The organism is Nocardioides sp. NPDC057577, from assembly GCF_042801335.1.
Taxonomy (GTDB): domain Bacteria; phylum Actinomycetota; class Actinomycetes; order Propionibacteriales; family Nocardioidaceae; genus Nocardioides.
In genome coordinates, this window is the sequence record NZ_JBHVGB010000355.1 from 1 (window position 1) to 1165 (window position 1165).

Here is a 1165-nt window from a genome sequence, read left to right on the forward strand (position 1 = left end):
CCACCAACGCCTACGCGTACTGGAACAGCGACAAGCTCGCCCTGCGCGCCATGCGGGCCCGCCCGGTCAGCGAGTTCGAGGCCCCTCAGCTCTACCGCACCGTGCGCGAGCTCTCGACGGCGGCCCGCCAGCCCATGCCCCGGCTCTACATCTCCCCGACCCAGGCACCCAACGCGTTCGCCACCGGTCGGAACCCGCGCAACGCCGCCGTGTGCTGCACGGAGGGGATCCTCCAGATCCTCGACGAGCGCGAACTGCGCGGTGTCCTCGGCCACGAGCTGAGCCATGTCTACAACCGCGACATCCTCATCTCGTCCGTCGCGGGAGCCCTCGCCTCGGTCGTCATGTTCCTGGTCAACTTCGCCTGGCTCATCCCCGTGGGCCGGTCCGACGACGACGACGGCCCCGGCCTTCTGGGAATGCTCCTCGTCATGATCCTCGGCCCGCTCGCCGCCTCGGTGATCCAGCTCGCCGTGAGCCGGTCCCGCGAGTACCAGGCCGACGCGTCCGGGGCCCAGCTGACCGGTGACCCCCTCGCCCTGGCGTCCGCGCTGCGCAAGCTGGACGCCGGGACCAAACAGCTTCCGCTCCCACCCGAACCACGGATCGAGACCGCGAGTCACATGATGATCGCGGACCCGTTCCGTCCCGGCCAGGGCATGTCCAAGATGTTCTCCACCCACCCGCCCATGGCCGACCGCATCGCCCGACTCGAGCAGATGGCAGGGTACCGACCGTGAAGACAATCCTGAACGTCATATGGCTGGTCCTGTGCGGACTCTGGATGTTCTTCGGCTACATCGCCGCGGGGCTCCTGCTCTGCATCACGATCATCGGAATCCCCTTCGGCGTGGCCGCGTTCCGCATCGGCGTCTACGCCCTCTGGCCCTTCGGCTACACCGTCGTCGACCGTCATGACGCCGGGGGCGGCTCCCTCGTCGGCAACGTCCTGTGGGTGATCCTGGCCGGCTGGTGGCTCGCGCTCGGCCACATCTTCACCGGCATCGCCCTGTGCGTCACGATCATCGGGATCCCGCTGGGCATCGCGAACTTCAAGCTCATCCCCGTCTCACTGATGCCCTTCGGCAAGGAGATCGTCCGCACCGACGAGCCGTTCGCCACCCGCTGACGGGACGACCCGGCCGCAACCCACCCGCCCACGCAG

At 68.5% G+C, this 1165-nt stretch carries 2 protein-coding genes; both read left to right on the top strand.

Annotation, left to right across the window (positions count from 1 at the left end):
* The coding region (gene htpX, locus ACFU7D_RS29745) for a zinc metalloprotease HtpX (RefSeq protein ID WP_378874151.1) at positions 1–740 on the top strand (740 nt) is incomplete at its 5' end.
* Complete coding sequence (locus ACFU7D_RS29750) at positions 737–1129, top strand: YccF domain-containing protein (protein ID WP_033248295.1); 393 nt, start codon at positions 737–739, stop codon at positions 1127–1129. The genes htpX and ACFU7D_RS29750, both read left to right, overlap by 4 nt.
* Positions 1130–1165: the final 36 nt, after the last annotated feature.